We start from the raw sequence: 26,123 nt of genomic DNA on the forward strand, positions 1-26,123 counted from the left end.
CATAATTTGGGTAATTTGCAAAGAAATCTAGATTCAAAACTTGATTGATAAAAAAAACGCGCCATACGGCGCGTTAATCTGGCGGAGTGGACGGGGCTCGAACCCGCGACCCCCGGCGTGACAGGCCGGTATTCTGACCAACTGAACTACCACTCCAATTCATGGTGGGTGCTGCAGGGATCGAACCTGCGACCCTCGCCTTGTAAGGGCGATGCTCTCCCAGCTGAGCTAAGCACCCAAAAAACTTACGCTTCTTGTACAGCTTCTTTCAATGATTTGCCAGCTTTAAACTTAGCAACTCTTGAAGCTTTGATTTCAATGGTTTCACCTGTCTGCGGATTTCTACCAGTGCGCGCAGAACGGTTACCAGTGGAGAAAGAACCGAAACCTGGTAATACAACTTGGTCACCGCTTCTTAAAGCGTCGGTCACGGTTGTCATAAAAGTATCGAGAACTCGACTAGCGTCTGCTTTAGTTACGCCTGAACCATTTGCAATTGCTTCAATTAATTCACTCTTATTCATCTTTTCCCCTATCAGTTATTCTTTCCTTACCCGGCGGCGATTAAATCAAAAACATCAGCCCCAGTCAAGCAGCAGTCACATCCTTGCATCACCCGCCAGTGGCGGGCAACGCTGTGAAATATACCCGGTATTAATGGGCATGTAAATCCTTATTTTTAATTTTTTTTGAACTTTTATTCGGAATGACCTTAGTTTGGTCAGAACTTGACGTATTTACGATAGGACTACGCTGTAAAGCCAACTCCAAAACCTGTTCAATTGTCTTAACTGGATGAATTGTCAACTTCCTCAATACATTGTCAGGAATCTCTTCAAGATCCTTGCGATTTTCTTCAGGAATAATGACGTGCTTGATGCCCCCACGGTGTGCGGCCAGTAATTTCTCTTTTAGGCCACCGATAGGAAGTACCTGCCCACGCAAGGTAATCTCTCCAGTCATCGCAACATCTGCCCGTACAGGAATCTGCGTAAGCACAGAAACTAGTGCTGTACACATTCCTATACCTGCGCTGGGACCGTCTTTGGGTGTAGCACCTTCCGGCACATGCACATGAAAATCATTTTTGTCATAGAAGTCATCCTGCAGATTAAATGATTTAGCACGACTTCGAACCACTGTCATTGCAGCATGAATGGATTCTTGCATGACCTCGCCCAACTGCCCCGTATGCGTCGTCTTACCTTTTCCAGGCATCATGGATGCCTCGATGGTTAAAAGCTCTCCACCCACACTGGTCCAGGCAAGCCCTGTTACCTGACCTACCTGATCAAATTCCTCAGCTAGACCATAACGGAATTTTTTTACTCCAAGGTATTTTTCAATATTACTACGAGAAATAGTGACTTTTTTAACTCGTTTGCCAGTTAAAATCTCTTTCACCACTTTTCGGCAGACACTTGCGATATCGCGTTCCAGATTTCGTACCCCTGCTTCGCGTGTGTAGTGACGAATAATTTCTCGAACACCCGTTTCTGCAATATTAATCTCATCGGCCTTCAATCCATTTAAGACCAGTTGTTTTGGTATCAGGTAACTTTCAGCAATATGGATCTTCTCATCCTCGGTATAACCCGGTAAACGAATTACCTCCATTCTATCTAGCAATGGCGCTGGAATTTCCAAAGAATTCGCTGTAGCAATAAACATTACATCACTTAAGTCATAATCCACTTCGAGATAATGATCACTAAACGTATGATTTTGCTCTGGATCTAAAACCTCAAGTAATGCAGAGGCTGGATCACCACGGAAATCCATAGCCATTTTGTCTACTTCATCGAGCATAATCAGCGGGTTTTTTACGCCTGCTTTGCATAATTTCTGAATTATTTTCCCGGGCATAGAACCAATATAGGTTCGGCGATGCCCTCGTATTTCTGCCTCGTCTCGTACCCCGCCGAGTGCAATACGAATAAATGTTCTACCCGTAGCGTTGGCAATAGATTGTCCCAATGAAGTTTTACCAACCCCAGGAGGACCTACTAAACACAAAATAGGGCCTTTTAAACGTTTCACACGCTGTTGTACCGCCAGGTATTCAAGAATACGTTCTTTGACTTTCTCAAGGCCATAATGTTCTTTATCAAGCAAACGTTCCGCTTTACTCAAATCAAATTGGATTTTATTTTTTCTTTTCCAGGGAACAGACAACATCCAATCCAAATAGTTGCGAATTACCGTCGCCTCAGCAGACATTGGCGACATCATTTTTAATTTTTGCAATTCTGAAAGCGATTTTTCTTTAGCTTCTTTGGGCATGCCTGCTTTATTAATAGAACTTTCTAATTGTTCTATTTCATTGCCTTCCTCACTGAGATCGCCTAATTCTTTCTGAATTGCCTTCATTTGCTCATTGAGATAGTACTCGCGCTGACTTTTTTCCATTTGCCGTTTTACGCGGCCGCGAACGCGCTTCTCAACATGAAGTAAATCAATTTCACCTTCAATAGCAGCCATTAAGCGCTCTAGACGCGTTCCAACATCAAGGATTTCCAATAATTCTTGCTTATCTTCAACTTTTAGAGATAAATGGGCAGCAATTGTGTCTGCTAGACGACCTGGTTCTTCAATACTTGCCAGCGAACTTAAAACTTCAGGTGGAATTTTTTTGTTGAGCTTAATATATTGCTCGAATTGTGACATCAAAGAGCGCATCAAAATTTCAATTTCCTGCTCTTTTATCTGTTCGTTCAATTCATCAATTGATTCTAAAGAGGCTTCTAAAAAACCTTTTCCCTGAACATATTCTTTTACTTGTGCTCGCTGTTCACCTTCAACCAGCACTTTTACAGTCCCATCAGGTAATTTGAGTAATTGTAAGACGCTGGACACTGTACCAACAGTATAAACATCTTCTGGTCCAGGATCATCATTAGAAGATTTCCTTTGAGCCACTAGGAAAATCTGTTTGTTATCTACCATCGATGCTTCCAGGGCTTTAATGGATTTATCCCGTCCAACAAACAGAGGAATTACCATATGCGGATACACAACCACATCCCGGAGAGGTAAAACAGGTAACAATGATGATCCTACTTCTTCATTTTCATTTGGCATGAAATCATTTTCGCTTTCGCTAGACATAATAAGCCCTTATTCAAACGATAATCCTATGAGAAAAAGCACAGCCGCCTTCGGTTAAATTATTAACACTAAGACATAGAAACCTGAACGCTGCCCCCTGTTTTTCCAAAAACAGGAGCGCAGTGCAACTATATAATCCTAAAAAATGCTATTTTACTCCAGTGGCACGACATTTTATCTGCTGATTTTTTCTGGCGTTTTGCTGCTAAATGTATGTTCAGTTACAAAAAACCTGAAAAAATCAGTCCAATTTTTTACTTTGTCGCTCCGGTTACCAAATATAACCACACTATTAGAATGGTTTCTTATTCTCTTCCACCTGCAGCAGATTGTTTGCTTTCCTCACCCTCATAGATAAGGATGGGTTTTCCAGTGTTATTGATAACATTTTCATCGATAACTACTTTATTAACACCTTCCATTGAAGGTAATTCATACATGGTGTCTAAAAGTATATTTTCAAGGATAGCACGTAAACCACGAGCACCTATTTTCCTATCAAGGGCCTTTTTAGCAATTAAATGCAGGGCTTCTTCACGGAATTCCAATTCAACCCCTTCCATTTTAAATAAAGCATGAAATTGTTTGGTTAGTGCATTTTTTGGCTTAGTAAGAATGTCAATCAATGCATCCTCGTTTAACTCATGAAGCGTAGTTACCACAGGTAATCGCCCAACAAACTCAGGAATTAAACCGTATTTTACTAAATCTTCGGACTCAAGCGCACTCAAGACTCTTTCCATATCCTGAGTATCTTTTTTATTTTTTAATTCCGCAGAGAAACCTATACCTGATTTATCGCTGCGTTCGCGTATCACTTTATCCAGACCGGCAAAAGCTCCACCGCAAATAAATAAAATATTTGAAGTATCTACCTGCAGGAATTCCTGTTGAGGGTGCTTACGCCCCCCTTGAGGAGGTACCGATGCGATCGTTCCTTCTATTAATTTCAATAACGCTTGTTGAACTCCTTCACCAGAAACGTCACGCGTAATAGATGGATTATCAGATTTACGGGAAATTTTATCGATCTCATCGATATAGACAATGCCTTGTTGCGCTTTGTCAACATCGTAGTCACATTTTTGCAGTAGTTTTTGGATGATATTTTCCACGTCTTCACCCACATAACCAGCTTCTGTCAGTGTGGTCGCATCAGCCATAGTAAATGGCACGTTCAATATGCGAGCCAGTGTTTGAGCTAGTAATGTTTTACCGCTACCCGTAGGTCCAATTAATAAAATATTGCTTTTACCTAGCTCTATGCCATCTTCAGTTTTATGATGCAGACGTTTATAGTGATTATAAACAGCTACAGACAATACTTTTTTTGCATGAGGCTGACCAATTACATATTCATCTAAAAAGTTGGCGATTTCTTTAGGTGTAGGTAAACGAGTCTCAGTCTCCTCTTGCATTTCCTGAGTTTCTTCACGAATAATGTCATTGCAGAGCTCAACACATTCATCGCAGACAAACACAGAGGGACCAGCAATTAATTTTTTTACTTCATGCTGACTCTTTCCACAGAATGAACAATACAAGACCTTATCACCATCGCCGTTACCGGTTTTACTCATCTACAAACCCCTTTCTTACTGTTACCAAAAGCAGTGGTAAGCTGAAAGCCTGTCTTAAAAAAGATTCCTACCAGGCAAATTACGAGAAAATTTATCGGAACAAAGAAATAGTACTAAATACTAAATAGCGTTGGCTATTCGCTTTAAATCTATCCTTGCTCCTAATTCTCTTATTTCCCTTTTATTTACAACTTTAAGCACAAGCCCTAGTAAAATTTTAGACAATTAGAAAAATAACGCCAAATAAAATAGGCCAGTTTTTAAGAATAAACTGGCCGACAAGTTTTTATTTGGTTTCAGTTAGCGCATTGCGGTCCGTGAGAACTTTATCTACTAAACCATATTCAGTGGCTTGCGTAGCACTCATGAAATTATCGCGCTCGGTGTCACGCATAATCTGATCAGGTGTCTTTTTAGTATGTTTTGCCATAATACTATTCAGACGTTCACGAACAGCCAATGTTTCACGTGCGTGAATTTCAATATCAGTTGCTTGCCCTCTATAACCACCCAACGGTTGATGGATCATTACTCGAGAATTTGGCAAACAAAAGCGCTTACCCTCTGCGCCAGCACAAAGCAGCAATGCAGCTGCGCTAGCTGCTTGTCCAATACATAGTGTACTGACATCTGGCTTGATAAATTGCATCGTATCATAGATAGCAAGACCTGCTGTTACCACCCCACCTGGTGAGTTAATATACAGGGAAATGTCTTTATCTGGATTTTCTGATTCTAGAAACAATAATTGAGCCACAACTAAGTTAGCCATATGGTCTTCAACTTCGCCTAACAGAAAAATAATACGTTCTTTCAAAAGCCTTGAGTATATATCATAAGAGCGTTCCCCTCGGGATGTTTGCTCAATCACCATTGGCACCAAGCCACTGGCATTCCTTATCAAGTTAACTGAATCTAGCGCCATGCTCTTACGCTCCCTCCTTTGTAGATTCTTTCTTAGGATTCATTACATCCTCATAACTCATTTTTTTCTCTGTCAGTTTAGCATTTTCACTGATCTTCTCGGCAACCATTTCTTCCATAACCAAGGCTTCGATTTCTCCCATACGTTCCTTGCTGGCTTGGTACCAAGCGCGCAATTCGTCTGGACTTTCATAAGCACTGGCAAATTTATCAATCATTGCATCAACACGAGCTTTATCTGCAACCAATTCATGTTTTTTAACATATTCAGAGAAAAGCAGGCCAAGATGAACGCGGCGTTTTGCCTGTTCTTCAAACAATGCTCTTGGGAAATCGGGTATTTTCTCATTGTCATGATGCTCATGACCAAAAAGACGATGATACATTTCATGTTTTAAATGTTCGATTTCTTTATCGATTAGTGCATTAGGTAAATCAAATGAATTGACTGCTAACAGTGCATCAAAGATTTTTTCACGATTCATGGCACTAACACGACGATCGAGCTCACGAACCATATTCTCTTTGATGTCTTTTCTCAACGCTTCTATGCCGCCTTCCTTGATATTAAACTTTTCAGCAAAAGCATCATCCAAAGCAGGCAACTTACCTTCCATAACTTTATGTACAGTAATTTTAAAGGTTGCTTCTTTCCCTGCTAAATCTTTATGACCATAATCTTCTGGGAAAGTGACTTTAATATCAAATGGCTTGCCTTTTTTACCACCGATCAAGCTGTCTTCGAAGCCTGGAATCATTGAGCCAGAGCCGATGACAATTTCATAACCTTCAGCACTTCCACCCTCAAAAGCTTTATCACCCAAGAAGCCCTCGAAATCGATAACAGCTTTGTCATCTTTAGCGATAGCACGAGATACTTCATGCCATTCTTTATTTTGCTCACGCAATTTTTCGAGCATCTCGTTGACATCTTTGTCAGTTACTTCAGCACGAATTGTTTCAATCTTGGTGTTATCGAGTTCTACGATAGTAATTTCTGGGAAAACCTCAAAAATTGCGCTGTAGACAAAATCTTTTCCTGATTCAACTTGCTCAGGCTCAACCTGAGGCGAACCAGCTGGGATCAGCTTTTTATCTTGTAATGCTTCATATAAAGTTGATTGCACCATTTCTCTGGCTACGTCTTCACGAACGCTGGCAGAAAAACGACTTTGGACAACATGCATAGGGACTTTGCCGGGGCGAAAACCGTCCACCTTTACTTTGCGAGCAAGATTTCTGAGACGCAGGCTCACTTCTTCCTCTACTTTTTCGGTCGGTACCGAAACTGTTACTTTACGTTCCAAACCTTTCAAGGTCTCAACAGAAACTTGCATCTAGTCACCTCTTGGAAATTATATGAAATGGTGCGAAAGGAGAGACTCGAACTCTCACGGGTTACCCCACTGGAACCTAAATCCAGCGCGTCTACCAGTTCCGCCACTTTCGCTAAACAGGGTGGAATTATCAAACAGTAAGCCCCTCTTGTAAAGACTCAGAATGAATCTTAAGCTTGGATGGCCTTATTTCCTAAAAACGCTTGCCTTTTACTACAAGCTTCAATCACGTTGAAAGAGTCATACTTTCAATGTTTTTTGCCGCTCTTCAACGTACCTAACTTCGCTTTAGGAGTATTCAAAGTATGGGGTGAACGATGGGACTCGAACCCACGACAACCGGGATCACAACCCGGGGCTCTACCAACTGAGCTACGCTCACCATAATTATATATTATCTACTATATAGGAATACTGCACTCAGGCTGGCACGCCCGGCAGGATTCGAACCTGCTACCCTCGGCTTAGAAGGCCGATGCTCTATCCAGATGAGCTACGGGCGCAAATTAAAACTGGTCGGGGTGGAGGGATTCGAACCCCCGACATCCTGCTCCCAAAGCAGGCGCGCTACCAAACTGCGCTACACCCCGTTAACCCGTCCCCAAGGACAGAGCGCAAATAATACTCGTAGCAGTGCGAGAGGTCAATAACCTCGACTATAAATTTTATCCTAAGCTGATAATTCTGCAAAAAATTAACTATTAATCTTTAAAATTATACGCCAGCAGACATCCTTTAATTCATATCAAAACCGGAATGGGTATTACTGTAATAGATCCAATGCAGTAAAAAAATCTGTCATGCCCGCGCAGACGGGCAACCATCCATCATAAGAAGGTAATTCCAATCCGTTGAATGGTTATCTGCAAAAATATGGGAATGCTTTTGTTATCGACAGAAAAATAATATTTATTGCTGCCTCAATTGTTTCTAGTTAGTATCCTAAAACATCAATTGAAATAGTTAAAATCATGAAACTGCGATTATTACCGATCTTCGATAATATTAATTATCTTCATAAAAATCAGGAAAATGTCGTTTTACCCGATTCGCGGTATCAAAATGATTTCTATTACAGTTTAAACTTTTTAAAAAGTTATATTGGTAGTTTAGGAACATTCAACAGTTACCGACGTGAAGCAGAACGTTTATTACAATGGTGTTGGCATATCAAAAAAATAACCTTGCCTGAATTAAAGCGTGATGATATCGAGCAATTTGTTCGTTTTTGCCAAAATCCACCTGAAGCCTGGATTAGTGTAAAAAAAGTTCCCCGTTTTATTGAAAAAGAAGGAAAACGACAACCGAATGAAAATTGGCGCCCTTTTGTAGCTATCGTCAGCAAATCAGCAAGAAAACAAGGTGAAATCCCCTCAGTTGAACAATTCAGTCTCTCTCAAGGCGCAGTGCAGGAAATTTTTGCTATCTTAAGTACCTTTTTCAATTTTTTGATTGCCGAGGAATATTTAGTTTCGAATCCTGTAGCTTTAATCCGGCAAAAAAGTAAATTTATACGCAAACGTCAGACCCATGCCCCCATCAGACGATTAAGTCTTAATCAGTGGGATAGCGTGATAGACGCGGCTGAAAAACTTGCCAACGAAAATCCTGAGAAACATGAGCGCACCCGTTTCATTCTTAGTATGCTTTTTGGTATGTATTTGCGCATCTCTGAGCTTGCAGCAAGTGAACGCTGGATCCCAACAATGAATGATTTTGCCAAGGATTCCAGTGGTCAGTGGTGGTTTACCACTGTTGGGAAAGGGAATAAGGAACGCCAGGTTGCAGTTAGTGACGCAATGCTTGCCAGCTTGGCACGCTGGCGTCAATTTTTGGGTTTAACACCATTACCTTCTCCAGCCGACAATTCGCCACTAATCCCCAAGATTCGTGGCACGGGGCCAATGAGCGATACAGCGCCTATTAGGCGTTTAGTGCAATTATGCTTTGATATCGCAGTTGATGAGTTACGACGAAACAATCAGCAAGAAGAGGCCGATAATTTGACTGCAGCGACCGTGCATTGGTTAAGACATACAGGCATTTCAGAAGATGTAAAAATACGTCCAAGGGAACATGTGCGCGACGATGCTGGTCATAGTTCCAGTGCGACAACCGATCGCTATATTGACGTTGAAATGCAAGCACGTCATAAATCAGCGCGAAAGAAGAAGATAACCGTTGAAAGTGATTAGGTAGCTTCCTGAGCTATTTTCATCATCCCGAGCACAGCGAGGGATTACGTAAGTATTAAATTAGTTCGTGCAAGCATCCACTAATTCAATCTCAGTATGGACCAGTGGCTCTCCCAGGAAAATCTCTCCTACAATCTGAAAGCGTTGGATGGAATCAGTTACCAAATAATGTATCGTTTGGGCTGATTGCTGCGAATTAAATAAGTTGGCTTCCGTTAACACTTTTTGTAGGGCTTGCGCGGTTGCTTCTGCTGAATCCACAATGGTAACACCCGCAGGAAGAAGCGTCTTTAATAAGGATTTAAATACTGGAAAATGGGTGCAACCTAGTAACAAGGTATCTTCTTCACAAAAGCCCGATATATAATGTTTTAAAGCTTCTCGAGCAATGGCATTATCCACCATGCCCTCCTCTGCCAATGCCACTAAAACACTACAGGCTCGAGCACTAATCAGTGCTTGCGGCAATTTTTCACATATCAATCGTTGATAGGCATTGGAAGCAATCGTTGTTTCCGTAGCCATTACTGCTACGCGGTGATTTTTAGTCGCAGCCACTACAGCCGATGCCCCTGGAGAAACCACGCCCAACACAGGCATGTCAGGAAGCATCGCTTGTAAATGAGGAAGGGCCGCAGTGGTTGCTGTATTACAAGCAATAACCAATGCTTTAATCTGCCTTTCCACTAAAACTCGAGCCATTTGCAACGCATATTGCTGAACAGTATCAGGACTTTTCGTACCATAGGGCAGTCGAGCAGTATCTCCCAAATAAATAAAAGACTCATTCGCCAAAGTGGCTTTAAGAGCACGAAGAACTGTTAAGCCTCCCATCCCTGAATCAAAGACACCAATCGGCAAATTATTTTTATTCATTATTTTCCTAAATTGTAAGTTTTCGCGCTATTGCCAAATTGCTTATTCGCTCTGTTATCCGCCACCACCACTGCCAAGCGTTGGTATCGTCTTCTGCACTTCCTTATTGCTCTCTTCCATTTTGGTTAGTCGACCTTCAGAGACCTCTTTTTTATAATGTTGCGTAGTATCTATTGCAGTAGTCGTCATTTTCTTTTGGTCTTGTACTGCTTGTTTACCGTGTTTCACTTCAGCAAATGCCTTCATACCCTTTAGTGCTTGATCAACAGCTGGATCTTTCAACCATGCCTGATATTCTTGCTCATCAAGAATTTTCTCTTGTCTAAGGCTCTTAAAACGCCTGTCGTCATTAACCAGGCTCCTTACATCAAATCCTGTATCAGTTGAATCAATTGCAGAACTATCAAATTTAAAATCGGGGACCTCTCTTCCTAATACAAGAAGGGCCATGCACAGTTGCTTCGCTTCCTCTTTTGATACACCATGACTTAAGTATATTTTTTGAACCTCTCCGGGCTTTCCGCCAGGTAAAGGCTGACCCGGAACAACACTACAAGATTTCAAAAGATCTGCTGCCATAGACATCCAGTGACCTTTATCTTTTCCTTTAGGTGGAGCCTCCCTGTTCGTTATAGTTGTAGTGGCGGTATAGAATACTTTGCCATTTTTATCGACCCTGGCGACATCAGGTCCTCGCTCCTCCAAATATCTACTATGGACTTGCTGTGTGGAAGCTGCCACGCCTCTTGCAGCTGGAACATCCACATTGTAACTTACCGTATGATTACGGATATGTCCCGGAGGAATAGGTTTCTCTGTAGTAAAACGTACTGGGCCGCTTGTTGACGCTCGCAGCGCATTTGCAGTCGTAAGATCAATCGTATCAGTGCCTTTAACCTTCAGTAAAGAGGCTTTCTGACTTATCGGATAATCCTCTATTTCGGACGCAATTCCTGTAAATCTTATATCTTTACCTTTCTCGGCTTCTTCAAGTACTCTTAGAACACCTTTATCCGCGAAAGAGGCATCCTCAGGAGCTCCTGGCGTCCCTCTTAACAATTTTTGTACACCTTGATAGCGAGCCAGTTCCTCTTTTGCTGCAGCTAACTGTTTAGTAATCTCAACTCGTTCAGCGTCTATTAGTTTTTTACAATCTGGAGTCATTCCTGTCGTAGGAGGAAGACTTGCTTTTTGCCTCTCTAAAAGCGCTATTTCATTTTCAAAAAACTCTATCGTGGTATTACAAACCTTATCTAATTCACGATAAGTGGCTAACATTTCACGTGAATATTGTCTGGCAGAAGCCTGAAATCCCGGATTAAGCCAATTCATCGAAGTGGTTGTGCTTAAATCTTTTAATTTGGCATAAATTGCTTTATCGCCCGAAGTAATTTCCTTATGTAAATCAACAACATCTTGACGTGCTGCTTTTTGATCGGTTAACGCTGCACTAACCTCTGTTTTATTATTGGAAGACAAAATCGCTTTATTGCTTTCTATCTTGGCAGCATAGAAAACCTCGGGTGTAATTTGTCTTTTAAGGCTATCTGCTGTAAATACGCCACCACCAGTAGGGATATTAGCAAGCGTTTGGATAAGCTCTTGTGGCGTTTTAGCGTTACGAAAAGCATCCTTGGCACTATTTATATCGCCCTGGGGGAAAGGAGCCCCACCATCCTTATTTAAAGTCATTAAAAACTCTAGAATAGCTTTATCGGATTGTGTTGGGAGTGGTGGGCTAATTGTTCTATTATATTCAGTGATTAGATCTGCATTACGGGTATGTTGAGTAGTAATGTTGGCTAAAGGCCCTCTTGCAGTGTCGAAAGTTACGTCTAATGCATGATCAGGTAGATGCAGAGCTTGCGCAATGGCAGTTACAGTTCTTTGATAATTCGGTCCACTAAATGGATTAGCCCCTAATATTAGATTATTAATAGTACGAACACTGGTTTCATCCAGTTTTGCAGGAGGTGACAATCTTAAATTGCCAACTAGTCTTGCAACCTCAGGATTAATAATTTTTGCTGCAAAACCATGGTGCTGATTTTCCTTAGCCAAATTGCTCAAAAGTGCTGGATCAATCTTAATATCACTTCCCAGTACTCGTTGAATAGCCTCGGGAGTTTGCGCATCTCGGAGGGAGCGTGTGATATCGGGATTCTCTACCATCGCTTGTTGTTTTGCCAAAGGCAGTTTTTCAACCATCTCATTAAATGCATTGTGACTTGCAAAAGAGGAATAATTTCCTAAATTCCTTTGGATTGCTTGTTTACTCGCTGCAGTTTGCACAGCAGTCATGCTTTCTTTTGTCACCCAGCCTTGTTCGGTAATACCCAACGCGGTTAGAGCTTGTTTGAAAGTAGTGAAATTTTTTGCCTGGGTTAGATTGTTTAACTTTTGGGGGTCTCCAGTAGGCGGTGCAGGATAATTACGAACTAAATTTTCAACAAGTCGACCTCTGAATTCCTCCCTTTCCTTTGCAGACAGATTAGGGTTAGCAATAAGAGCACTTACACTAAGGCTAGCTAAAGTACTACCTCCAACCCGACCAGCAGCACCGTTAATTGTAGTAGGTCTGGTGATATTCAGAGTATTTATCCGACCTATAAAATTTGCAAAATTAGTGCCCGAATCTAAATCTATATCTTTAGTGGCTCGTAAAGTTGCTTCTATCGCAGCATGTGCTTTTAAACTCTGTTCCAACTTGTAAGTAATATTTGTTATCAAAGCATCTGTAGGTTGAGCCGTGTTTTCATCACTACCTAGTAGAGTTCTGACGCTTTTCTGTAACTCTCCTGGGGTAGCGGCTAAAGCCATCTTTGCAATTTCGGCATCGTCAGCCTCTTTGAGCGTAATCTTCGCTAATCTAATTAACGCCTCTGCCTTAGCGTGAGACACATTAGCAGGATCTTTAAAATAATTAGCAACATGAGAACCTGATATCACCGGGTTCGGTGGCGCAAAACGATCCCAAACTGTACTAAAAGTGGGAGTTGGATCGAGTAGCATCGCCTTGAGCTTAGCCGGATCATCGGCTGTATAAATGGCTTTCCTCACCATGGCGGCAGCGATAATTTCGCGTACACTTTTAGCATCGGTAAAAGCATCCTGGAAGGCCGTATCATTTTTATAACCTAATGAATCGCTGCGATCTAAGATACGCTTGATGTCATCTGGTCGTGTTACTTTAAGCAAGGCATCGAGTGTTTCCAAATCTTCTAAGTTAGCGATTTTTAATTTAAGCGCCTGGATCGCTGCAGCTTGACGTAGAGCTGGAAGATTCTTATCTGTAACAGCCGCATTTACATAGAGAGCATCATGTCCCCCTGTGGTGGTTAAATAATGCTTTTGAGCTGCAACATCAGATTGTTTGGCTATGGTACTTAACATGTTAACATCACGAACCTCTCTAGCATAAAATTCTTCCAGATATTTTTTGCCATATACTTCGCGAACCCAATCCGATTCCGAATCAGCTTGAAGATGAGCCTGATAGGGAGCTGGCACTACATTAGTTGCAAATCTAGCTTTATTGTTATCTTTTAAATGGTTGTAAGCCTGATTAAAATTAGCAATAGGATTTGCCGCAAGATGCAATTCAAAGCCTTTTTTAGCAGCCGCAACCTTCACCAAAGGAAATAAATCAGCGTGATTCATACCCTGGACAAGATTGGCAGACACACCGAGATTGCCAAGTGCCGCTCGGAAAGTAGCGTCATCACCTGCCGTTAACAATGCCTGGATATGATTGATATGACTGGCATTTGCTGCTTCAAGCTTTTTAAGAATCAGTAAGCGTTGTGCTTCTTTCTGAATATTCCCTACTGCAGCATCTGTCAACACTGTTTGGGTTGCAGGATCCCAACCCGGCAAGGTGACAGTAGGTTGGCCAACTCTTACTCTACCCGCCGGAGGTTGCTGCGTGGCAGAAGTTACAAGCTTATTACGAATATCCGTTGTACTCAATACAGTCGCTGGCGGATTAGGCGAAAGAAGGCTTTGTAGCTCGGCTTCACTTCTACCGGCAAGACCGATCATTATTCTTTTTTCGGCGGCTAGCTTATATAAAGTTTCATAACTGTAAAGAGGATTATTCCCAGAACCTATATCACCATCAGGATGCAGCCAAGTATTATTATTAGGTTGGCCAGTGGGATCAAATCCCAATCCCTGCCAAAAAGTTGGCTTATTAAGTATTGCTTGTCTAAAAGCATCAAATGTAGTTGGGTCAGTATAATTTAATTTTAATAAATCATTTAAAGCTTCTATTGCTCCTGGTTTTGTCGCGATATCATCACGCAGCAACGCAGCTTTAAGAGTGTTATTTACGGCAGGCATTTACATACTCCAGACGAGTTCTATAGTTTTATTTTAAACGCAAATTATTAAGTATTCCTTAAAGTTTGCAAAAGTTTTTGTAGTAATACTTGATTTAAAACAAGCATCTTTCTATTTTTAATAGTATAGCAAGCAGTTGGACAAGGGAATGAACAAAATACTTTGCTTTGTTATCAGCGTCTTACCAGGGGTTCTTTTTGCTCAAGGCTGTATTGTAGGGGGCAAACCTGATCGCCCACGTTATGTTTGTATGGATGGTCGTTCCGTAAGTCAAACAAGCAGCGGTCTGTTGTGGCATGCTAAAAGGGGCTGTTTTATGAGCAAGATTCCTTGCTGCGCCTATGATGCAACCCATTACAGTTTTTCAACTAACCCTTCTTATGTTTACTATTCCTATAAAAAATGCCGCGAAGGTTATCCTTATCATTTAGGAGAAATGCAAACGCATTAGTGTAAAATAGCAGGAATCAACCAGTATAAGGCCAACCTCACACTCCATTCCCATCGCGCGAGGTATCGTTACACCTAAGCGTTTTTAACGTTCAACAATACCTATTTATGTCATTCTCGCGCAGACGGGAATCCCATCCCCATATGAAAGTTAAAGAATTAAATGGCAGATAGATTCCCGCCTACGCGGGAATGACATTACAGGTTTTTTCCTGTATAGGCACCCGCTAAGAATAGCTATAACTCACGGTTAATAAAATCGCCGTCAACAACCAAAGCACCATGCTAATCACAAAAGCATAGCGAAGCGGTTCATAATGTCTTCGCTTGTTTAGAAAATTAGCAAAAGCAACCGGGAGAACTGAAACGAGCATGAGTACCAAAATATTAGCGACAAGAAGTGCGCCAGTAAACGGTAACCAGTCAGCTATCATGGAAGCGACACGATGTAAAACCCATTTTATATTCAGCAAACCTACAGAAATCCAATACTCATAATACACGACTAAAGTGGATACTAATATTAAAGGTAAAAACAATTTCATGCCGCGAATTGCAAACATTTTTTTAAAAAAGTTGCCAAATTCTCTTGAAAAAAGCACTACGATTGCGCAGCCTACTACAACTAGCGCTACAGTTAATAGCATAGTTACCCCTTGTCCTCCAATGCTTCCCAGCGCTCATAAAGTCGAGATAGTTCAGCTTCATCAGCAGCCAATTGTTGATTAAATGTCGCAATGGCCTGTGCTTCCTGTTGATAAAAATCAGCCTCAGTCATTCTTAATTGTAACTGGGTAATTTTTTGTTCCAGAGTTTCAATTTTTTGCGGAAGTTGCGCCAATTCTCGCTGTTCATTGAAACTTAATTTGGCTGCATTTTTCGGGCGTTTTACTGTTTTAGCACTTACTTCTCGTTGCTGTTGCTGCTTTTTCTGACTACGATAATCGTCATAACCACCCACATATTCTTTAAACTGACCTTCTTCTTCATAAACTAATACGCTGGTGACCACCTGATTAATAAAAGCCCTATCATGACTAATCAAGAGCAAGGTACCAGGGTAATCCACTAACATTGTTTCCAATAACTCCAAGGTTTCAATATCTAAATCATTCGTGGGCTCATCCATTACCAGGAGATTAACCGGCTTAGCAAACAGTTTTGCGAGTAATAAGCGATTACGCTCACCACCAGATAAGGTGGCCACCGTCTGATTAAAACGCTCCGGCGGAAATAAAAATTCGCGTAAATAGGAAGCCACATGCTTTTGCTGACCATTAATAGTGACATAATCCGCACCATCGCCAACATTCGCCATCACCGTTTGTTGCTCATCGAGTTTACGTCTTAGCTGATCAAAATACGCCACTTCTAATGATGTGCCTTGTCGTATCGAACCTGAATCTGGTGTTAATTCTCCTAATAGCAAACGGACAAGGGTTGTTTTTCCACAACCATTGGGACCAATAATCCCTACCTTATCGCCCCGCATCAGTAATAAGGAAAAATCTTGTAACAGGGTTTTATCAGCAATGCGGTAATTCACATGTTGTGCTTCAATCACCAAAGCACCAGAACGTGATACATCCAATGAAAGCGCTTGTACCTTCCCAAGTTGTTCGCGACGAGCCTTATATTGCTCGCGCATGGCCTTTAAAGCACGGACACGACCTTCGTTACGGGTGCGTCGAGCTTTAATGCCAGTACGAATCCAGGTTTCTTCATCGGCAAGTCGCTTATCAAATAGGTCGTTTTGCTTTTGCTCACTCATGCGTCGAGCTTCCCGTCTGTCCAGGAAGGTTTCATAATCGCAGTCATAGTTATAAAGTTTGCCGCGATCAATTTCAACAATACGGTTAGCCACCTGACTTAAAAATTCACGATCGTGAGTCACCAATAGCAAACTACCTGTGTAAGTTTTCAGGTAAGACTCCAACCATTCAATCGCATTTACATCTAAATGGTTGGTTGGCTCATCGAGAAGCAACAGATCAGGAGCAGCAATTAAAGCGGCCGCCAATAAAGCGCGACGCTTCATTCCTCCTGATAATTGATTCATCTGCGCATGCGGGTCAATACCAAGCCGACTTGCCATCATCTCCACACGCGGCAAAATATCCCAGGCATGTAAGTTGTCCATTTTTTGCTGACATTGTGCTAATTTGGCAATGTCATTGGCCACCGTCAGAGCATGGAACTGCGAAAGAACGTCACCTACTTCTCCTAAACTTTTTACCAGAAAATGATAGACCGTTTCCTGAGCGGTTAAAGGCACTTCCTGAGTTAAACCTGCTACCCGCAGACCATTTATTCGACTCAATTGCCCGCTATCAGGAACCAGTTCCCCCTGTAACAGGCGCAACAAGGAAGATTTTCCAGCGCCATTTCTACCCACTAAAGCAATTCGGTCCTGGGGTTGGATTTGCCAGTCGACTTTATCTAATAGACGATTACCAGCAAGATTTAATGTGACACCCTGAAAGGAAACTATACTCATAAAAACTCATTATTTATTCAATTTTGATAATCAGCTAAAGCCTTGGTATCAGAAAAATTACTTTGACTGTAAAAACCAATAGGTTCGTCATTCACACAAGTGTAGGTTTAAAATAGCTAAATAGGAACAATTTATAAATTATAAACAAAAATGAACCTGCAAAAATGCTTTTTAACATTAAAGAATTTTTTTGTTTTGCTTCAGGATACATCATTGCTTCAGCTTTTTTTTAAGATTAAGCGCTTACCTTTCTGCGACAAATCAAACTGCGCCAACACATTCATGCCTAATAAAACGACGTTGTCGTTATCAGTAGGAACAATGACGGCTTTAATATTTTGAAACTTGAAGTCAGCAAAAGAAAGATTTTCTAGTCGCGTTAATGAACCAGTCACCTCTCCGCCTGCGGTTTTAATTGTTACCGCATAACGGCCTCTCAAATTCATCTTCTTAGCCAGATTTTCTGGAATAGCAACTAAAGTAGCACCCGTATCCAAGAGAAACTTCACCGGATGATCATTAATATAACCATCAACGTAATAATGGCCTTGCGGGTCAGGTGTCACTGAAACTGTCCCCGCATTAACCTGATACTGTCCTTGCTCTGCATTTTGGTAATAGTGAAAAAACCAAAATAATAGCCCAAAGAAAATTAACCAAACGGCAAGGAACATAAATCGTCCTGCTTTGGTATAATGATTATCGCTCACTTTGGCTTTCTTCTGACTACTTGCCTGGTAAAACCATAATGCCTTCAACTTCTACTTGAGCACTACGTGGTAAAGCACTTACGCCAATAGCAGCTCGAGCAGGATAAGGCTCAACGAAATATCTGGCCATAGCTTCATTTACCAAAGGGAAATGACTCAAATCAGTTAGATACACAGTCAGTTTTACAAGATTTGCAAGACTGCCGCCAGCCGCTTCACAAACTGCGGATAAATTATCAAAAACCTGATTAATTTGCATGCGTACTTCCGTGCTGCACAATTGCATGGTTTTTGGATCAAGAGGTATCTGTCCAGATAAATAAACAGTATTTCCACAACGAATCGCTTGACTATAGGTACCAATTGCTGCTGGTGCCAAATCACTATGAACGGGTTGCATTAATTATTCTCCTGCTTATTACGATAAAGACGCATTACTACTTTATTTGCTCGCAAACGGCGCATTACTCGTGCTAAATGAGTTCTGTCACGTACGCTAATGGAAAAAGTTACCGCATTATGACGACCATCTCGAGGATCAACATTAATATTGCCTATGTTTGACTCTGCTTCAGAAATGGCTGTTGCTAATGCAGCAAGTACTCCCCTTTGGTTCGCAACTTCAACAGTAATATCGACCCAATATTCACCCTGCACCTGCTCATCCCAACGCAATGAAATCAATTGTTCGGGATTGCTTCGTCCTTGATTGATATTAGGGCAATCACTCGCGTGCACGATAATACCACGACCCTGTTGAAAACGACCTACGATATTATCACCAGGAATAGGTTGACAACAATCGGCAAAATGGACAACCATCCCCTCTGTCCCTTTAATTGCAAGTGGTCGACTCTTTGTTGTTTTATCAAGTTCTGTAGTTTCCTGCGAGATAATAAGCCGCTTTGCAATAACCATTGGCATTTGATTACCAATACCAATTGCGTAAAGTAATTCATCGGATGATTTGTAATTTAAATCATGAAGTAATGCTTGCAACGTTTCAGGAGGTACCTTCGCGTAATCACTGGACAATTCAGTTAGCGATTGCTCCAAAAGCCGCTTGCCAAGCACAATGGATTCAGCGTGTTGTTGACTCTTTAGAAAATGACGAATATTACTGCGTGCCTTACCAGTAACGACAAAATTTAACCAGGCAGGATTTGGATGCGCTCCGGGAGCAGTAATAATTTCAACCGTTTGTCCGTTAGTTAGCGGGATACTTAAAGGTACAAGACGACGATTTACTTTGGCTGCAACACAACTATTCCCTACGCCAGAATGAACGGTATAAGCAAAATCAACCGGCGTTGCCCCTTTCGGTAATTCCATAATATGACCTTTGGGCGTAAAGACATATACTTCATCCGGGAATAAATCAATTTTGACATTTTCAATAAATTCCAGAGAATTCCCTGTACTTCGCTGCATTTCAAGTAAACGTTGCACCCATTCGCGGGCACGCAACTGCGCTTCATTTACTTCCAAACCAGAAGATTTGTAAATCCAATGCGCTGCAACACCATTTTCAGCCACCTTATCCATATCCTGTGTTCGTATTTGTACTTCCAGCGGAACACCAAAAGGGCCAAACAAGGTTGTATGCAACGATTGGTAGCCGTTTGCCTTGGGAATCCCAATATAATCCTTAAAACGTTGAGGTACGGGTTTGTATGTACGGTGTAGTGCACCAAGAACACGATAGCAAGCATCGATATCTTCGGTAATAACTCTAAAGGCAAAGACATCAGTAATCTCAGCAAAAGAAGCCTTCTTTTGGCGCATCTTACGATAAATACTGTATAGGTGTTTTTGTCTGCCAAACACATGTTCGTAAGGAATATTCAGTTGTTTTAAAGCGTGTTCTAAATCTTGTTCAATTTTTTGCGTTAATTCACGTCGATTTCCACGGGATTTTTCCACAGCAGATTTAATCGCCCGATAACGCATGGGATATAAGGCTTGAAATCCTAAATCCTCAAGACCAGTATAAATAGCATGCATCCCCAGCCGATTCGCAATAGGTGCGTAAATCTCCAGGGTTTCAATGGCAATACGTCGTCTTTTAACTGAGGGCATGGCCCCTAAAGTACGCATATTATGGTAGCGGTCAGCCAGCTTCACAATAATTACGCGAATATCTTTTACCATGGCCAAAACCATTTTACGGAAGTTTTCCGCTTGTGCTTCGGCGCGTGATTCAAACTTGATCTTGGTTAATTTGGTGACTCCATCGACTAAAGCAGTCACGTCTTCACCAAATTGCTGAATTAAATCTTCTTTGCTAATTGAGGTATCTTCAACCACATCATGAAGCAATGTCGCCATGATGGTTTGATAGTCCAGGCGCATGCGTGCCAATATTAAAGCAGCAGCAACCGGGTGAGTAATATAAGGCTCACCTGAACGGCGCATTTGACCACGATGTGCTTTTTCAGCCACCAAGAAAGCTTGATAACATTTTTCTATAAGCGGTTGCTCAAGGTAGCATTTAAGCTCTTCGTCTAACTCCTTAAAGTAGCTCACGCAATACTCCTGTCCCTTCAAACTACCGCTCTAATGTATTAGCTTTAAAAAGTCCATGGTTGAGTAGTCTGACTATTTTCGCCAATTTACATCGGGTAATTGTGAAAATCAGATTTTTAGGCACTGCAACAAACGTCGATAGTAAATCCTTAAAAACCTGTAGATTCAAACTCTCTTTATGGTAATGAAAGTTTTTCAATTAATCTTTATCCAGAATATCTGGTTTAATTAATCCTGCTGCAATTTCACGTAGAGCAACCACAGTTGGTTTATCATTTTCCCATTCAACCAGCGGCTGTTCACCGCGCACAGCGATCTCTCGAGCACGCTTGGTTGCGACCATTACCAATTCAAAACGGTTTGCTACATGTTCCAAGCAATCTTCTACGGTTACACGTGCCATAACATCTACCCTCCAGAAACTAAAACATTGTCGGCCAATGATAGTTAAGGGCCCCTGTTAATTTACTAGTAATTGATTTTTTTAACGTCTTTTTCTATTACTATAGCTAATAGGTAGGTAATTAAGTCAAAAAATCAAGATCTTGGCATTCTAGTAGAGTTTTTGAGGGCCCAAAATAGTCTATTTTACTGCGATGCCAGCAGGAAAGAAAGTAATTTTCTTTGTTGCAGGGATTGACGCTTCATTTTCAAACGGTTAGCCACTACTATTGCTTGTAATTCCGCGGCAGCTTTCTCAAAATCATCATTCACTATCAGGTAATCAAATTCAGAATAATGGCTTAATTCGTCTTGTGCGCGCTTCATACGTTCCTTGATAACGTCCTCATTATCCTGACGCCTACCGAGCAATCGCTGTTTAAGAACATCTAATGACGGAGGAATAATAAAAACCGAAATTGACTCAGAAAAAATACGTCGAATTTGCTGCGCACCTTGCCAATCAATGTCCAGAACAACATCAATGCCTGCTTCCAGTCGAGCTTTAATTTGTGCCACAGAAGTACCGTAATAATGATTAAAAACAAGAGCATGTTCAATGAAAGCATCCTCTTTAATCATTTGTAAGAACTGTTGTTCATTAATAAAGAAATAATCGATCCCATCTTGCTCACCTGGGCGCATACTACGGGTTGTGTGTGAAATGGAAACTGCAATGTTATCCATTTCATTCACCAATTTTTTTACCAAACTGGTTTTACCACCTCCAGATGGGGCAGCGACTATTATTAAACTGCCTTTGCAAGTAACAGTCATGATGTTTACTCTATATTTTGAATTTGCTCACGCATTTGCTCAATGAGGACTTTCATTTCCACAGCACTTTGAGTTAACCCAATAGAATCTGACTTAGAGCTCAAAGTATTGGCTTCTCGATTCAATTCCTGCATCAAGAAATCCAAACGCCGTCCCGCCACTTCACTACTATCCAATGTTTTAGCCACTTCCTTTACATGGATTTGTAGTCTGTCTAATTCTTCACTTATATCCGCACGAGCAATTAATAAAGCAATCTCTTGTTCAATGCGTGTATTATCAATTTCTAATTGTAAACTACTTAGACGAGTTAATAATTTATCACGCGTTTGACCAGAAAGTGCAGCTACCTGCTGCAAACTATTTTTTATTTCTTTATCCAACTTAGTCAAACGACTTTCAATTTGCATTTTTAAAGCATTCCCTTCCGCTTCTCTTACTGCGAGCAATTGCGTCAGAGCTTCCATAAATAATTGTTCTGCCTGTTGGCCCAATAATTCAATGTCGGGTTGTGTGGTTTCAATCACTCCAGGCCAAGCTAAAATGGCATTTAGTGATAAGTCGTTGGCAATGAATTTGGTTGTCGCCAATTTATTTCCTATCTCAAGCAAATCGTCAACCAGCTTTTCATTGATAAGCATGGACTGATTTGAGCTTGATGTTGCTTGAAATTTCAATTGGCATTCCAATTTACCACGACTTAGCTTATCACGCATTAACGTTCTCAAAGATGTCTCTAAAAAGCGAAATGCTTCAGGAAGACGAAACGACACATCAAGATAGCGATGGTTAACAGATTTGATTTCCCAGCAGAAAACTCCAGCATCAAGCTGGCGTTGCACCCTGGCAAAAGCGGTCATACTGTGAGTCATAATAGTACCAATTCGTCTAATGTGGGCGCGACTATATACTAAATTTGTACAAATGCAAGACTTCTTTATTAATTTCCTTATAACCCTTTTGAAACAATTTGCAGTAATTAAATTGCCATCTTAAATAGCTACAATTAACAACTAAAAGAACAAATTTAGATACAATCAAGCACGGCGAAATGGTCTTTATTGTTGCCCATTTCCGGTCAGGCGGAAAGATGGAATCATCCTGCAAAGACACGACAGAGTTCACTATAATCCCCGCCTACGCTGGAACGACTCGAATTTGGCGCTATATAATTCAACGTTTAATTTTTGCCTGGTTAAAGTTCGATATTATTTGTCATTTCCTCGCAGGCATAAATCTATCCTCCAGAACATGACAGAGTTGGTGCATAGTAAGAGCTAAAGGTTTATACTTGCTTATTTTAGCGAGGATTAATCATGCGCCCCAGTAATCGCGAATCTAATCAATTACGTCCCATTAAAATAACTCGAAACTTTACTCAACACGCAGAAGGCTCAGTCCTGATAGAATTCGGCCAAACTCGCATTCTGTGTAATGCCTCTGTGATTGATGGGGTGCCAAGATTTTTAAAAGGCAAAAATCAAGGTTGGGTAACCGCTGAGTATGGCATGTTGCCCCGTGCGACCCATAGTCGTACCGAACGAGAGGCAAGTAAAGGCAAGCAAGGTGGTCGAACCTTGGAGATTCAACGATTAATAGGGCGCTCTCTCCGTAATTGTGTTGATTTAAAAATACTGGGTGAAAATACCATTACGCTAGACTGCGATGTCATTCAAGCTGATGGCGGTACACGAACCGCTGCAATTACTGGCGCATGTGTGGCTCTAAAAGATGCCATTGCATGGATGGTTAGTCGTGAAAAATTACGCAAAATGCCGACTTTTAACTATGTAGCAGCCGTTTCTGTTGGTATTTATCGTGGCCAGCCCGTATTGGATTTGGATTATGCCGAAGATGTATTAGCCGAAACAGATATGAATGTTGTTATGAATGAAGAGGGACATTTTATTGAAGTACAAGGTACTGCTGAGGACAAAAGCTTTAACCGCGAACAGCTAAACAGCATGTTGGCTCTGGCAGAAAATGGCATTGCCCAATTGATTGAAATTCAAAAGAATGCTTGATTATCGATTTACTTTGATAAATGGTTGCCCGCTCTGCGCGGGCATGACAGATTTTTTGTCCAGTATGAAGCCTGTTAACATCAATGGCGAGTTGGAGCAGGTTTTAGTTTGCTCATGGATTTGATATCTTAGTCATTTTTTGCCTAGCCCTGAACGTATGACTACGATCACTGACAGAATACACACACTGCAAAGCCTTATCACCTCAACAGCCAAACAATATCATCGTAATCCCCAGGAAATACAGTTATTGGCAGTCAGTAAAAGTCATCCCGTTCAGGCAATCCAGGAAGCCTATCAAGCAGGATTAAGGCACTTTGGTGAAAACCATTTTCAAGAAGCATTGCAAAAAATTCAAACGCTAGAGACTTTAAACATTTGCTGGCATTTTATAGGCCCTATCCAAAGCAACAAGGCTAAAGGTATTGCCCAACACTTCAGCTGGGTCCATAGTCTAAGTCGCGAAGACATTGCCTCTTTATTGAATAAACATCGTCCAAATCACTTACCCCCCGTGAATGTTTGCATTCAAATTAATCTTGATCATGAAGAGAGCAAATCAGGAATCAACCCCGAACACGCACAAGAACTCGCTGCTTTAATTGTTAAATTACCCCGATTAAAACTTCGTGGTTTGATGACTATCCCCAAACCGCAGTATCATGAGCAGCAACAATATGAGAGTCTTTTAAGGTTAAAAAATTTATTAAATATGTTAAACAAAACAATGAATTTATCGATGGACACACTCTCTATGGGGATGAGTGATGATTTAATTGCCGCGATTCGAGCAGGAAGTACCATCGTGCGCATTGGCCAAGCCTTATTTGGTAAAAGATAAGATAACGCTTAAATACCGCATTAATGACAGGAGCGCAGATGAATATTAGTTTTATTGGTTTTGGTAACATGGCACAAGCCATTGCTAATGGCTTAACACGTAACAAAACATACCGAATTTTCGCCGCCGCACCCTCTCTTTTAAATGGCATATCAGCCGATGGTATTACGCAATCACCTGATAATTTAGAAATAATAAAAAATGCCAATATTGTCATCCTGGCGGTCAAGCCTGCAAACATTGCTGATGTATTAAATGAGATAGGTTTAGCCCTTCCTCCTGAAAGTCTACTTATTTCTGTTGCAGCAGGAGTAAGTCTTAAAGCATTGGCAAAACATTGTCGTCAGGAGCAAGCCATCATTCGCACCATGCCTAATCTGCCAATCGCAATAGGTAAAGGAGCAACACCAATGATAGCGAATGCTTATGTCACGTCCCAACATAAACAATGGGCTGAAGATTTATTTCAAGATTTAGGCATCATTCATTGGTCTACTCAAGAAAGCGATATGAACCCTTTTACTGCCTTATCAGGGAGTGGTCCTGCTTATTTTTTTCTTTTTATTGAAGCAATGATTGACGCAGCAAAGAAATTAGGCCTAAACGAAGAAGTAGCTAAAGCGTTTACCTTTCAGACACTAGAAGGCGCTTTGGACCTAGCCAGTCAAGGTAGGCTTGATATTAGCGAATTGAGAAAAAAAGTGACTTCTCCTGCTGGAACAACCGCGGCAGCCCTTGCAATATTAGAGGCTCATGGATTTAAAGATTTGCTATTTAAAGCAATGAAAGCAGCCACCAAGCGTGCCGAACAGCTAAGTTTTTAGTTAAAGACTTCTTTAAAAGGCGCAGGTTGTACAGATTAGCTGTATACTCCCTGTAGCATAGATAACAATAAACGGATAATTGAGAGAACACTTTATGTCAGGTTTAATTGCTGTTTCTTATTTTTTAATCAAACTATTTTTTAATTTAATTCTTTTTGTTTTATGGTTAAGAGTTGCTCTGCGTTATTTTCGCATTAGTACACTTCATCCTGTAGGGCAATTAGTCTATCGTTTTACAGATCCGCTAGTCCATCCAATTGAACGTTTGATTTATCCTAAAAATGCGACTTTAAAGCGCTACGACTGGATTACTCTTGTCTTAATTATTGTGTTAGAACTTTTTAAATTTCTGATAATTGGCCTGCTCTTTTATAATTCGTTACTGCCGTTACCCTATTTAATATTATTTGCTCTGGCCGATTCCCTCATTCAGCTATGCGACTTTCTCTTTTACATGATTCTTATTCGCGTAATAATCAGTTGGATTAATCCAACAAGACAACACCCGGTTCTGGATATCATCAAAGTAATTACCGATCCATTGTTGGAATTAGGACGACGTATTGTCCCAGATATTTCTGGTTTTGATTTTTCGCCCTTTATTATTGCGATTATTTTAAAAATTTTTACTTTATTTATAGCCGCCTCCCTTCCTTTTCATTTGTAAGCAAA

Annotated in this window: 21 protein-coding genes and 6 tRNA genes; 6 read left to right on the forward strand and 21 right to left on the reverse strand. The window is 41.0% G+C overall.

The window, feature by feature from the left end:
• Positions 1–79: 79 nt before the first annotated feature.
• From PXX05_RS10380 to PXX05_RS10430, 11 genes are all read right to left on the reverse strand, one after another.
• Positions 80–156: transfer RNA gene (locus PXX05_RS10380), tRNA-Asp, on the reverse strand.
• 6 nt (positions 157–162) lie between these two features.
• Positions 163–238: transfer RNA gene (locus PXX05_RS10385), tRNA-Val, on the reverse strand.
• Between the two features lie 7 nt (positions 239–245).
• The gene (locus tag PXX05_RS10390) at positions 246–524 is read right to left on the reverse strand and encodes an HU family DNA-binding protein (protein ID WP_045105272.1); all 279 of its coding nucleotides are present in this window, start codon (positions 522–524) and stop codon (positions 246–248) included.
• A gap of 130 nt (positions 525–654) precedes the next feature.
• Positions 655–3,081 (reverse strand): endopeptidase La, encoded by a 2,427-nt coding sequence (lon, locus tag PXX05_RS10395; protein ID WP_275090495.1) that lies wholly within the window; start codon positions 3,079–3,081, stop codon positions 655–657.
• Positions 3,082–3,413: 332 nt separating this feature from the next.
• Positions 3,414–4,688: an ATP-dependent Clp protease ATP-binding subunit ClpX gene (clpX, locus tag PXX05_RS10400; RefSeq protein ID WP_275088156.1), complete on the reverse strand. Its 1,275-nt coding sequence runs from the start codon at positions 4,686–4,688 to the stop codon at positions 3,414–3,416.
• A gap of 286 nt (positions 4,689–4,974) precedes the next feature.
• Positions 4,975–5,613, reverse strand: coding sequence for an ATP-dependent Clp endopeptidase proteolytic subunit ClpP (gene clpP, locus PXX05_RS10405; RefSeq protein WP_275088157.1), 639 nt, complete (start codon positions 5,611–5,613; stop codon positions 4,975–4,977).
• 4 nt (positions 5,614–5,617) lie between these two features.
• Complete coding sequence (gene tig, locus PXX05_RS10410) at positions 5,618–6,949, reverse strand: trigger factor (RefSeq protein WP_275088158.1); 1,332 nt, start codon at positions 6,947–6,949, stop codon at positions 5,618–5,620.
• Positions 6,950–6,977: 28 nt separating this feature from the next.
• A tRNA-Leu gene (locus PXX05_RS10415) sits at positions 6,978–7,062 on the reverse strand.
• Positions 7,063–7,255: 193 nt separating this feature from the next.
• A tRNA-His gene (locus PXX05_RS10420) sits at positions 7,256–7,331 on the reverse strand.
• A gap of 44 nt (positions 7,332–7,375) precedes the next feature.
• Positions 7,376–7,452: transfer RNA gene (locus PXX05_RS10425), tRNA-Arg, on the reverse strand.
• A 10-nt stretch (positions 7,453–7,462) separates the two neighbouring features.
• Positions 7,463–7,539: transfer RNA gene (locus tag PXX05_RS10430), tRNA-Pro, on the reverse strand.
• A gap of 381 nt (positions 7,540–7,920) precedes the next feature.
• Between PXX05_RS10430 and PXX05_RS10435 the strand changes: the two genes are divergently transcribed.
• A complete protein-coding gene (locus PXX05_RS10435) occupies positions 7,921–9,144 on the forward strand; it encodes a tyrosine-type recombinase/integrase (RefSeq protein ID WP_275088159.1) in 1,224 nt (407 codons plus the stop codon).
• Between the two features lie 60 nt (positions 9,145–9,204).
• On the opposite strand, the gene murI is transcribed toward PXX05_RS10435, so the two are convergent.
• On the reverse strand, positions 9,205–10,020 hold the full coding sequence (murI, locus tag PXX05_RS10440) for a glutamate racemase (RefSeq protein WP_275088160.1): 816 nt from the start codon (positions 10,018–10,020) through the stop codon (positions 9,205–9,207).
• A gap of 54 nt (positions 10,021–10,074) precedes the next feature.
• Entirely contained in the window at positions 10,075–14,361 is a 4,287-nt protein-coding gene (locus PXX05_RS10445) for a hypothetical protein (RefSeq protein WP_275088161.1), read from the reverse strand.
• 148 nt (positions 14,362–14,509) lie between these two features.
• Here PXX05_RS10445 and PXX05_RS10450 point away from each other — a divergent pair, with 148 nt between their 5' ends.
• A complete protein-coding gene (locus PXX05_RS10450; protein ID WP_275088162.1) occupies positions 14,510–14,812 on the forward strand; it encodes a hypothetical protein in 303 nt (100 codons plus the stop codon).
• A 226-nt stretch (positions 14,813–15,038) separates the two neighbouring features.
• On the opposite strand, the gene PXX05_RS10455 is transcribed toward PXX05_RS10450, so the two are convergent.
• The 8 genes from PXX05_RS10455 to PXX05_RS10490 all read right to left on the reverse strand — a co-directional run bounded on the left by PXX05_RS10455 (position 15,039) and on the right by PXX05_RS10490 (position 22,634).
• On the reverse strand, positions 15,039–15,458 hold the full coding sequence (locus PXX05_RS10455; protein ID WP_275088163.1) for a hypothetical protein: 420 nt from the start codon (positions 15,456–15,458) through the stop codon (positions 15,039–15,041).
• A 2-nt stretch (positions 15,459–15,460) separates the two neighbouring features.
• Positions 15,461–17,308 (reverse strand): ATP-binding cassette domain-containing protein, encoded by a 1,848-nt coding sequence (locus PXX05_RS10460; protein WP_275088164.1) that lies wholly within the window; start codon positions 17,306–17,308, stop codon positions 15,461–15,463.
• 218 nt (positions 17,309–17,526) lie between these two features.
• Entirely contained in the window at positions 17,527–18,018 is a 492-nt protein-coding gene (locus PXX05_RS10465; RefSeq protein ID WP_275088165.1) for a retropepsin-like aspartic protease family protein, read from the reverse strand.
• 16 nt (positions 18,019–18,034) lie between these two features.
• Positions 18,035–18,418, reverse strand: a complete 384-nt coding sequence (locus tag PXX05_RS10470; protein ID WP_275088166.1) for a RidA family protein — start codon at positions 18,416–18,418, stop codon at positions 18,035–18,037.
• A complete protein-coding gene (gene spoT, locus PXX05_RS10475) occupies positions 18,418–20,544 on the reverse strand; it encodes a bifunctional GTP diphosphokinase/guanosine-3',5'-bis pyrophosphate 3'-pyrophosphohydrolase (protein ID WP_275088167.1) in 2,127 nt (708 codons plus the stop codon). Before spoT ends, PXX05_RS10470 begins: the two co-directional genes overlap by 1 nt.
• A gap of 199 nt (positions 20,545–20,743) precedes the next feature.
• Positions 20,744–20,947 carry a DNA-directed RNA polymerase subunit omega gene (gene rpoZ / locus PXX05_RS10480; RefSeq protein ID WP_058443088.1) on the reverse strand — a complete coding sequence of 68 codons (204 nt, stop codon included), beginning with the start codon at positions 20,945–20,947 and terminating at the stop codon, positions 20,744–20,746.
• A 185-nt stretch (positions 20,948–21,132) separates the two neighbouring features.
• A complete protein-coding gene (gene gmk, locus PXX05_RS10485; protein ID WP_275088168.1) occupies positions 21,133–21,762 on the reverse strand; it encodes a guanylate kinase in 630 nt (209 codons plus the stop codon).
• Between the two features lie 5 nt (positions 21,763–21,767).
• A complete protein-coding gene (locus PXX05_RS10490) occupies positions 21,768–22,634 on the reverse strand; it encodes a YicC/YloC family endoribonuclease (RefSeq protein ID WP_275088169.1) in 867 nt (288 codons plus the stop codon).
• Between the two features lie 444 nt (positions 22,635–23,078).
• On the opposite strand from PXX05_RS10490, the gene rph reads away from it, so the two are divergent.
• The 4 genes from rph (at position 23,079) to PXX05_RS10510 (ending at position 26,118) form a co-directional block, all read left to right on the forward strand.
• Positions 23,079–23,786 (forward strand): ribonuclease PH, encoded by a 708-nt coding sequence (gene rph / locus PXX05_RS10495; protein WP_275088170.1) that lies wholly within the window; start codon positions 23,079–23,081, stop codon positions 23,784–23,786.
• Between the two features lie 157 nt (positions 23,787–23,943).
• Positions 23,944–24,627, forward strand: coding sequence for a YggS family pyridoxal phosphate-dependent enzyme (locus tag PXX05_RS10500; RefSeq protein WP_275088171.1), 684 nt, complete (start codon positions 23,944–23,946; stop codon positions 24,625–24,627).
• A 38-nt stretch (positions 24,628–24,665) separates the two neighbouring features.
• Positions 24,666–25,451, forward strand: a complete 786-nt coding sequence (gene proC / locus PXX05_RS10505) for a pyrroline-5-carboxylate reductase (RefSeq protein ID WP_275088172.1) — start codon at positions 24,666–24,668, stop codon at positions 25,449–25,451.
• A 94-nt stretch (positions 25,452–25,545) separates the two neighbouring features.
• Positions 25,546–26,118 (forward strand): YggT family protein, encoded by a 573-nt coding sequence (locus PXX05_RS10510; RefSeq protein WP_275088173.1) that lies wholly within the window; start codon positions 25,546–25,548, stop codon positions 26,116–26,118.
• Positions 26,119–26,123 lie beyond the last annotated feature (5 nt).

The organism is Legionella cardiaca (assembly GCF_029026145.1).
In the GTDB taxonomy this organism is placed as follows: domain Bacteria; phylum Pseudomonadota; class Gammaproteobacteria; order Legionellales; family Legionellaceae; genus Tatlockia; species Tatlockia cardiaca.

What these genes read in the sequence shown, in the direction of transcription:
- PXX05_RS10390 (WP_045105272.1), bottom strand. Translation starts at nt 524, where the DNA reads ATGAATAAGAGTGAATTAATTGAAGCAATTGCAAATGGTTCAGGCGTA.
- lon (WP_275090495.1), bottom strand. Translation starts at nt 3,081, where the DNA reads ATGCCAAATGAAAATGAAGAAGTAGGATCATCATTGTTACCTGTTTTA.
- clpX (WP_275088156.1), bottom strand. Translation starts at nt 4,688, where the DNA reads ATGAGTAAAACCGGTAACGGCGATGGTGATAAGGTCTTGTATTGTTCA.
- clpP (WP_275088157.1), bottom strand. Translation starts at nt 5,613, where the DNA reads ATGGCGCTAGATTCAGTTAACTTGATAAGGAATGCCAGTGGCTTGGTG.
- tig (WP_275088158.1), bottom strand. Translation starts at nt 6,949, where the DNA reads ATGCAAGTTTCTGTTGAGACCTTGAAAGGTTTGGAACGTAAAGTAACA.
- PXX05_RS10435 (WP_275088159.1), top strand. Translation starts at nt 7,921, where the DNA reads ATGAAACTGCGATTATTACCGATCTTCGATAATATTAATTATCTTCAT.
- murI (WP_275088160.1), bottom strand. Translation starts at nt 10,020, where the DNA reads ATGAATAAAAATAATTTGCCGATTGGTGTCTTTGATTCAGGGATGGGA.
- PXX05_RS10445 (WP_275088161.1), bottom strand. Translation starts at nt 14,361, where the DNA reads ATGCCTGCCGTAAATAACACTCTTAAAGCTGCGTTGCTGCGTGATGAT.
- PXX05_RS10450 (WP_275088162.1), top strand. Translation starts at nt 14,510, where the DNA reads ATGAACAAAATACTTTGCTTTGTTATCAGCGTCTTACCAGGGGTTCTT.
- PXX05_RS10455 (WP_275088163.1), bottom strand. Translation starts at nt 15,458, where the DNA reads ATGCTATTAACTGTAGCGCTAGTTGTAGTAGGCTGCGCAATCGTAGTG.
- PXX05_RS10460 (WP_275088164.1), bottom strand. Translation starts at nt 17,308, where the DNA reads ATGAGTATAGTTTCCTTTCAGGGTGTCACATTAAATCTTGCTGGTAAT.
- PXX05_RS10470 (WP_275088166.1), bottom strand. Translation starts at nt 18,418, where the DNA reads ATGCAACCCGTTCATAGTGATTTGGCACCAGCAGCAATTGGTACCTAT.
- rpoZ (WP_058443088.1), bottom strand. Translation starts at nt 20,947, where the DNA reads ATGGCACGTGTAACCGTAGAAGATTGCTTGGAACATGTAGCAAACCGT.
- gmk (WP_275088168.1), bottom strand. Translation starts at nt 21,762, where the DNA reads ATGACTGTTACTTGCAAAGGCAGTTTAATAATAGTCGCTGCCCCATCT.
- PXX05_RS10490 (WP_275088169.1), bottom strand. Translation starts at nt 22,634, where the DNA reads ATGACTCACAGTATGACCGCTTTTGCCAGGGTGCAACGCCAGCTTGAT.
- rph (WP_275088170.1), top strand. Translation starts at nt 23,079, where the DNA reads ATGCGCCCCAGTAATCGCGAATCTAATCAATTACGTCCCATTAAAATA.
- PXX05_RS10500 (WP_275088171.1), top strand. Translation starts at nt 23,944, where the DNA reads ATGACTACGATCACTGACAGAATACACACACTGCAAAGCCTTATCACC.
- proC (WP_275088172.1), top strand. Translation starts at nt 24,666, where the DNA reads ATGAATATTAGTTTTATTGGTTTTGGTAACATGGCACAAGCCATTGCT.
- PXX05_RS10510 (WP_275088173.1), top strand. Translation starts at nt 25,546, where the DNA reads ATGTCAGGTTTAATTGCTGTTTCTTATTTTTTAATCAAACTATTTTTT.